Source organism: Hungatella sp. (assembly GCF_046966825.1).
The window spans coordinates 1-7,330 of sequence record NZ_JBKVCZ010000211.1 but is presented as its reverse complement, the minus strand read 5'-3'; the positions used below and the strand labels follow the sequence as shown (position 1 = coordinate 7,330).

At 51.4% G+C, this 7,330-nt stretch carries 8 protein-coding genes and 1 pseudogene; 1 reads left to right on the top strand and 8 read right to left on the bottom strand.

The features are described from left to right. The 4 genes and pseudogenes from ACLTD4_RS32145 to ACLTD4_RS32130 all read right to left on the bottom strand — a co-directional run. A pseudogene (locus ACLTD4_RS32145) lies at positions 1-716 on the bottom strand (mucin 17-like protein); the annotation flags it as partial. Between the two features lie 186 nt (positions 717-902). Further along, a complete protein-coding gene (locus ACLTD4_RS32140; RefSeq protein ID WP_025530166.1) occupies positions 903-1,160 on the bottom strand; it encodes a hypothetical protein in 258 nt (85 codons plus the stop codon). A gap of 82 nt (positions 1,161-1,242) precedes the next feature. Beyond that, positions 1,243-2,454: an MFS transporter gene (locus tag ACLTD4_RS32135; RefSeq protein WP_117620939.1), complete on the bottom strand. Its 1,212-nt coding sequence runs from the start codon at positions 2,452-2,454 to the stop codon at positions 1,243-1,245. Between the two features lie 23 nt (positions 2,455-2,477). Next, positions 2,478-4,514 carry a BglG family transcription antiterminator gene (locus tag ACLTD4_RS32130; protein WP_117620940.1) on the bottom strand — a complete coding sequence of 679 codons (2,037 nt, stop codon included), beginning with the start codon at positions 4,512-4,514 and terminating at the stop codon, positions 2,478-2,480. On the opposite strand from ACLTD4_RS32130, the gene ACLTD4_RS32125 reads away from it, so the two are divergent. Continuing rightward, on the top strand, positions 4,479-4,760 hold the full coding sequence (locus ACLTD4_RS32125; RefSeq protein WP_117620941.1) for a DUF6783 domain-containing protein: 282 nt from the start codon (positions 4,479-4,481) through the stop codon (positions 4,758-4,760). The two genes, ACLTD4_RS32130 and ACLTD4_RS32125, sit on opposite strands and share 36 nt — an antisense overlap. A gap of 43 nt (positions 4,761-4,803) precedes the next feature. On the opposite strand, the gene ACLTD4_RS32120 is transcribed toward ACLTD4_RS32125, so the two are convergent. The 4 genes from ACLTD4_RS32120 to ACLTD4_RS32105 form a co-directional block, all read right to left on the bottom strand. Continuing rightward, the gene (locus ACLTD4_RS32120) at positions 4,804-5,112 is read right to left on the bottom strand and encodes a PTS fructose-like transporter subunit IIB (RefSeq protein WP_002600942.1); all 309 of its coding nucleotides are present in this window, start codon (positions 5,110-5,112) and stop codon (positions 4,804-4,806) included. Between the two features lie 27 nt (positions 5,113-5,139). Beyond that, the gene (locus ACLTD4_RS32115) at positions 5,140-6,207 is read right to left on the bottom strand and encodes a PTS fructose transporter subunit EIIC (protein ID WP_055656364.1); all 1,068 of its coding nucleotides are present in this window, start codon (positions 6,205-6,207) and stop codon (positions 5,140-5,142) included. Positions 6,208-6,211: 4 nt separating this feature from the next. Further along, a complete protein-coding gene (locus ACLTD4_RS32110; RefSeq protein ID WP_117620942.1) occupies positions 6,212-6,664 on the bottom strand; it encodes a PTS sugar transporter subunit IIA in 453 nt (150 codons plus the stop codon). 350 nt (positions 6,665-7,014) lie between these two features. Next, positions 7,015-7,330: HAD hydrolase-like protein (locus ACLTD4_RS32105; RefSeq protein ID WP_412331891.1), on the bottom strand; the 316-nt coding region annotated here is incomplete at its 5' end.

The window sequence follows — 7,330 nt, the reverse complement described above, 5'->3', positions numbered from 1 at the left end:
ACTGGAGCTACCGGTCTTACCGGTCCTATTGGTTCTACCGGATCCACTGGCGCTACTGGCCTTATTGGCCCTACCGGACCCACTGGCGCTACTGGCGCTACTGGCCTTATTGGCCCTACTGGCGCTACGGGGCCCATTGGTCCTACTGGTCTTACCGGTTCAACTGGCTCCACCGGACTTACCGGTCCTACTGGCCCCACTGGCCTTATCGGTCCTACCGGTCCTACTGGTCTTACCGGTTCAACTGGCTCCACCGGATCTACTGGCCCAACTGGCATTACTGGTCCAACCGGCTCCACCGGACTTACTGGTGCTACTGGCCCTACTGGCCTAACTGGCGATCCTGGCCCAACCGGACCCACTGGAGTCACTGGCCCAACTGGCCCAACCGGTCCCACTGGCATTACCGGCCCCACTGGCATTACTGGCCCAACCGGAGTTACCGGCTCCACTGGCCCAACCGGTTCCACCGGAGTCACTGGCCCTACCGGTCCTACCGGCCCCACTGGCCTTACCGGTAATCCCGGCCCCACTGGCCCCACCGGAGTCACTGGCCCTACCGGTCCTACCGGCCCCACTGGCCTTACAGGCGATCCCGGCCCAACTGGCCCCACCGGAATCACTGGCCCTACCGGCCCAACCGGTGCCACTGGCCCGGTACCCGACGATATATTTGGATCTTTTATCAATTTCGCCGCACTGTTTACAAATGCCACACTGATTCCCATGGGGATCGGCGTTGCCGATACAACCGGCAATATTGTGCTGACAGATCCGACGCACGTTACGCTGGCTCCCGGTATCTACTCTATTTCTTACGAAGTATCTGCCTTACTTTCAGATTCGGGCTATATGCAGATTACGCCCTTCTATAACGGCGCGCCTCATATCGAATATGGTATCTACTTCATGACTAATTCCGGGCGTTCCAGTGCATTCGGTTCTGTATCATTTATCATCGAGGTTCCGACAGAAACTGCATTCAGCTTAACCTTCAACAGCCCCGTAACTGCCACCGAGGGCACACTGACCATGGTAATATTTAAACTGAGAAGAGATTTATAATACAGGATTTCCACTAACCACAAAAGCGTGCCCCACACAATTTCAAAGCCGGACAACGCATTGGCATCAACCATGCCATACGTTGTCCGGCTCATTTATTCCCCTATTTCTTTATCAAACCCCTTATCAGCGAACGACGACGCATATAAGGCATTTTATACACACTAAATCACATAATTAATTACGCAATGCAACACCGGCCTCTTCCCTCATCTTTCCCGATGCCAGGACTCCCAGGATCAGCAGGATCGGAAAGACCAGCGCCGCGAGAATGCCGGTACGCAGATCGTCTCCGAATATGCCGGAGATACGGCCTACCAGCAGCGGTCCGCCTGCGCAGCCGATGTCGCCGGCCAGCGCAAACAGCGCGAACATGGCGGTTCCGCCGCCCGGAATCTTTTTCATTGCAAGACTGAAGGTCGAGGGCCAGAGCGCTCCTACCGCGAATCCGCACAGGGCGCAGCCCGCCAGGCTTAAAACCGGCCACGGCGACAAGGAAATCATCAGATAACTCACCACACAGAGTCCGGCGCTTCCCAGCATGATCTTCTCCAGCGAAAGCTTCTCGCTGAATTTAGCAGAAACCACACGGGAGGTTCCCATAAAAAATGCGAACGCACACGGTCCCGCCAGGTCACCGATACTCTTCGACACGTGCAGAGCCGACTCGGCAAACGCGGACGCCCACTGGCTCACCGCCTGCTCACTGGCCCCCGCACAGATCATCAACACCATGAGAATCCAGAATACCGACCTCCCGGAGAGCGTCCGGATCGATAGGCCTTCCTCCTCTTCCGCCAGCGTACGGATCGGCACAACCATAAAATACAGCGCATTTGCCAGCGGTACGGCAGCCCAGATCACAGCCAGCATCTGCCATTTGTCAATGCCAAATACGAAAAAGAACGCAGTCGAGAGGATCACTACTCCCATATGTCCCCAGCAATAGAAGGAGTGCAGCAGACTCATGGCCGCTTCCTTCTTCTCCGTCGGGCACGCCTCCACGATCGGGCTCACCAAAACCTCAAGCAGGCCGCCTCCGATGGCATAGAGGATAATCGACGCCATCAGACCGGGATAACTGTCCGACATGAGCCTGGGCAGGAATGCCATTCCGATCAGCCCCGCCGCGGCCAGCAAATGGGCTCCCACCATGCAGATCCGGTACCCGATGCGGTCCACAAAATGGGCAGCCAGAAAATCCACAAGCAGCTGAACGCCAAAATTTATAGTAACCAGAAACGATATCTTTGCTAAAGATATCCCAAAGCTTCTCTGAAATGTCAAAAACAGCAGCGGTGCGAAATTGTTTACAATGGCCTGGGTAATATAACCGATATAGCAGGCGTTTAAGGTATGTTTGTAGTTTTGTCTGATCTTGGTCGCCATGATTCCTGTCTTTCTGCCTTTCTCTACAGTACTTCGAATTCACAATTCAATATTGTCTGATAAATCTCTTCCTCATTGGAGCACTGCTCCAGATCATGGATAAACGGCGTGGTCTTCACCATACGCATCAGCGTCACGACCGCCGGAATATGCTCTTTCGAGTCCCGGCTTGCCAGGCACAGGATGACCTTCGCCTTCTTGTCCCCAAAGTGAACCGGATGCCGGCTGACCAGCAGGCTCAGGCTGGTCTGATAGATCCCTTCCACCCCTTTTCCATGCAAAAGTGCGAAGGAATCGTCCGATACCGCGTAAAATCCCTGTTCTTCTATGAATTCTATCATATTATCTGTATAAGTGCTATCTATAAATCCTCTTTTTTCCAACAATGCCGCACTCGCCCGCACCGCGGCCCTCCATTCGTATTCCTCCGTCACCAGCCGGATACAGTCAAACTTCAGGAAACTGCTGAAGCTCTTGGGATTGTGCACCGTCTTTACCGTCTGGTATCCAAGCTCCCGCTCGATGACCTCCATCACTCTCGCCCTGGTGGCCGCGTCGAGGAAGCCCAGCTTTTCCTCAATGGAATAATATCCGGAAAGTATGGTTTTCCTGGGAATATCCAGCTGCTCGATGGCCGCTTTATCCTCCGGACGCAGGATAGGATTTACCACAATACACGGTCTCGGGAGGCTGTTGTTCAGCCTGATAGTCGAAAGCACATAGTCGATGCCGGCCCAGTCCGGGTAGGAAGACAGTTTATAGATGGGAATCGTATCCATAATATGAATCTGATACTCGCTGAGCAGAGACTCCTTAAGCATGGTAGTGGTGCCGTAGCCGTGGCCGCAGACCAGGAGCACTCTCTTATAGGGCGCACTCTTCATCCGCTTGATACTGGCCATGAAACAGACCGTCAAATAGACAATCTCGTCCTCATTTGTAATATCTTCCAGCGTATCGATCTCCCTGCAGACGGAAATCATCACCGTGTACAGCTTCCGTTCCTCCGGCCCCAGCAGGGAAATCATATTGTCATTGATTTCTACGTGGTTTCTTACACGCTGAATCAAAGGAATCATATGGTTTAAAAGCCCTTCCGCCAGCGTCTTATCCTTATCAAACGGCATATCGAGACGCTTTGACATGGCGGAGATCAGGGAAAATGTCACCGACTGCGCGTGAACCGGGTCTACATCCGCACTGCCTCCCGCCATTTTATTGGTAAAGTCATACATCTTCGCCATCATGCACACGTGATTCTCCGACACGGGCCTCCCGATGATTTCCTCCAGTTTTTTCGCAAACCGGCCGTAGACTTCCGGGTCAAACTCCGGCATCACCGTGATGTCGAGAGGATATTCCTTGTCGTGAAGAATGAACCAGACCAGGACCACGATATTGGACATATACCAGAGATAGGAACTGCTGGTCAGCGTACAGCCCAGTTCCTCCAAAAGCCCGTCGACCACCATCACCACATTGGCGATCGACACGCCCTCAAACGCCTTGTGTATGATATGGATACAATAAAACTCATAGGAATTATAGTTAGTAAATGGATTGATCAGATAATCGATATACTTCCTGAACTCCTGGTTCATCAGAGTGGTTCTCTTAAGCTTTGGTCCGGCCAGATAGAAATGACCAGAATAGCCGATTCCCATCTCGTCCTTTTTCAGCTCCTCATCCAGTGCAGCCATATCATTTTTCACAGTAGATCTGGAGACGCCAAACTGTTCGCTCAGCTGATTGATCTTTAAATCCTCATTTCGTATCATCAGAATCAGGAGCAGGATGGACATGCGCTCCCTGCTCGTGTAGACGACCTCATTGCCATCCTCTAATCCCTTTAAATCCAGATTTGCCGGATATTTCAGCACTCCCTTAGAATGTTTTTCGATTTCAGGCAGGTGCTCCAGCGATAAAATGTCGTTGATCCGGTCCACATCGTAGCGCACGCTCCGCTCCGACACCCCCAGCTCCTTCGCCATCTCCTTATAGGTGGATTCGCCCTGCGTTTTCAAATGACGGATGATATTCAGCATTCTTCCGTTAAACATAGTTTTTTCCCCTGCGCGGCCCCGCCGCTCTTCTATCTAAACGCAGATAACAGGACCAGGGCGTGTTTAAAAATTCATTTCTGCCATCTGTACGCCCCATTTTGCGGGAGCCTGGCCCCGAATCCGCTTAACGTAGCCCACTACGCTGCGCACCTTCGGAACCAGGCTCCCGCAAAATGTGACGCACATCTGACAGAAAGCAATTTTCAAACACGCCCTGAGGAGATACTCCCCATCTCCTCTTAGTCCTGTCTCTCACGTTATGTATGATTATGCTCCCCTGTATGCATTACTGAAATGTATCCTGAATCTTTTTCATAACGGCGTCTGATTTCTTAATTAAATCGGACACTCCCATTTTCAGAACTTTTTTACCTTTAAAACGGTCCAGCCCTTCCAGAGCCACGTCATTGACCAGAATCACGCAGGCCGCCTCGTCGATATCCTTCTGCTTTAACTGATTCTCCACACCGGCTCCGCCCTGTGTCTCGATGATTACGTCAATTCCCAGTTTCTGTCCGGAAAGCTTTAACGCTTCCGCTGCCATATATGTATGTGCCACGCCTGATGGGCAAGATGTAATTCCTACTACCTTCATTGTAATATCCTCCTTGAAATTTTTCTATTATAATTCGTCAAATGTGATCTCATCGAGTCCGTCGTCTTCTGCCGCTGCTTTGACTGCGGAATCGTCAGTATTGTTCTTCTTTAATAAGTTTACCATAATTGCAGTTACAAATCCACCTGCTAATACGGAAATGATATACCAGATTCGTCCCTCAACAACCGGAAGTACGATGAGTCCGCCCCATGGCGCATGGTTTAACACACCGGTTAAGAAAGGAATGATGTTGCCGACGACTGCGCCCACAATCAGGGACGGAATAACACGTAACGGGTCATTGGCTGCAAATGGAATCGCACCTTCTGTGATTCCCACGCATCCCATCAGGATAGCCGCCTTGCCTGCTTCTTTTTCTTCTGCATTGTACTTCTTCGGAGCCAGCAGGGTTGCGATACCCATGCCGATCGGAGGCGTACAGATAGCCACACCGACACCGCCCATCAGATATGGAAGTGTATCGACCTGTGTCTGTGCAAATAAGGTTGCCACTTTATTGATCGGGCCGCCCATGTCAAATGCGGTCATGGCGCCGAGAATCGTTGCTAACGGAACTCTGCCCACATCGCCGAGACCGGAAAGCCAGGAGGTTAAGGACTGCATGATAAATGCGATCGGTGTGCCGATACCCCATACGATGATACCGCCTGTGATAAACGTACCAAGCAGCGGGTAAATGAAAATGGAACCCAGTGTCTTTAAAGAAATCGGAAGCTTAATCTTCTTTAACTGTTTTACCACAACACCGGCAATCAGACCGGCCGCCATTCCGCCGAGGAAGCCGGCGCCCATGGAATTGGCAAGATAGGCTCCGATCATACCAGGGGCCAGACCGGGTTTATCCGCGATCGAGTACGCGATATAACCGCCCAGAACCGGAACGAACAGTGTCAGGCCGCCGAGACCGATCTGCGCAAGACCTGCCAGCCAGCCCTCGGTAGGAGTTGCCGCTCCCGCCGGATTTAACATAACCGAGATGGAAAACAGAATACCGCCGGCTACGATAAACGGAATCATGTGAGACGTACCAGTCAGAATGTGCTTCTTTAAAATCTTGATTTGCTCTTTCATTTTCTTACCCCTCCAATACTTCCGTTAAAATGTCAAATACCTGATCCTTCGTGCTGCTTCTCAAGGATTCTCTGAATTCCTCATGCATCAGCTGTCTTGATAAATTCGCCAGGATCTTCATATGTGTATCTCCCGCCTCAGAAAGCGGCACTGCGATGAGAATGATCAGATCCGCCGTCTCCCCGGTCTCTTCGTTCCAGACCACCGGCCTTGCTGTTCTCGCAAATGCCACGCTCGCTTCCAGAACGTGATCCGTCTTACCGTGCGGAAGCCCCATGTCGAAACCCACGTAGGTCGGTGCGATGGCTTCCCTCGCCAGCACGTCCTCGAAAAACTCTTCCTGATTCGTGATCTTTCCGGCTGCGTCCAGTTCCTTCACCAGAATGCTTATTACGTCCTTTTTTTCCGCCGCGTCAATGTCAAATACGATGCAGTTCTTATTAATTAATTTACTCATTGCAAACCTCCTGCCGGCTTCTGCCGGTTATTAAAAATTCCTTTGTTCCAGGCCTGGAAGAATTTGTTTGTTCCTTACATGCCTTATCATAATCCAGTTTACGGGAAATGAAAAGATAGAACATTTGCAAAAAAAATTTACAAAAATTTGCGGCCCTCCGTCCCATAAAAAGCGTCAAAAATATCGGCTGTATTAAAATGTCAGCCGATACTTTGACGCCTTTTTTCTGCCTGGGTTAGTCCACCCTGTTTATCCTGTATTACCGCGCTCTATTATCGCTCTATATTTCCGCGCTCTATTGTCGCTCTATATTTCTGTTCTATATTTCCGCTCTATATTTCCGTACTCTATCACCCGCTCTGTCGGCCGCCGTCCACCACAAGCGCAGCCACCCCGCGGATATCCTCGATCACGTAGTCCGCGCCGGCCTCCCGGTAGCGTCTTTCGACTTCATCCGCCTTCGCCCTTCGCTCATCTGCGGATAACGCCTCCCATTCCGCTTTTGTAAGCCCCAACTCCGAGCTTCCTTCCACAATTCCCACCGCGGTAACCCCCGCGTTTTTCGCCTCCAGAATATCGGATATCGTATCTCCCACCTTCATGACTGCATTTACGGAGGTGACCTTTAATGCCTCCATGTTCCGGAAGATCATGTAAGGGTAGGGG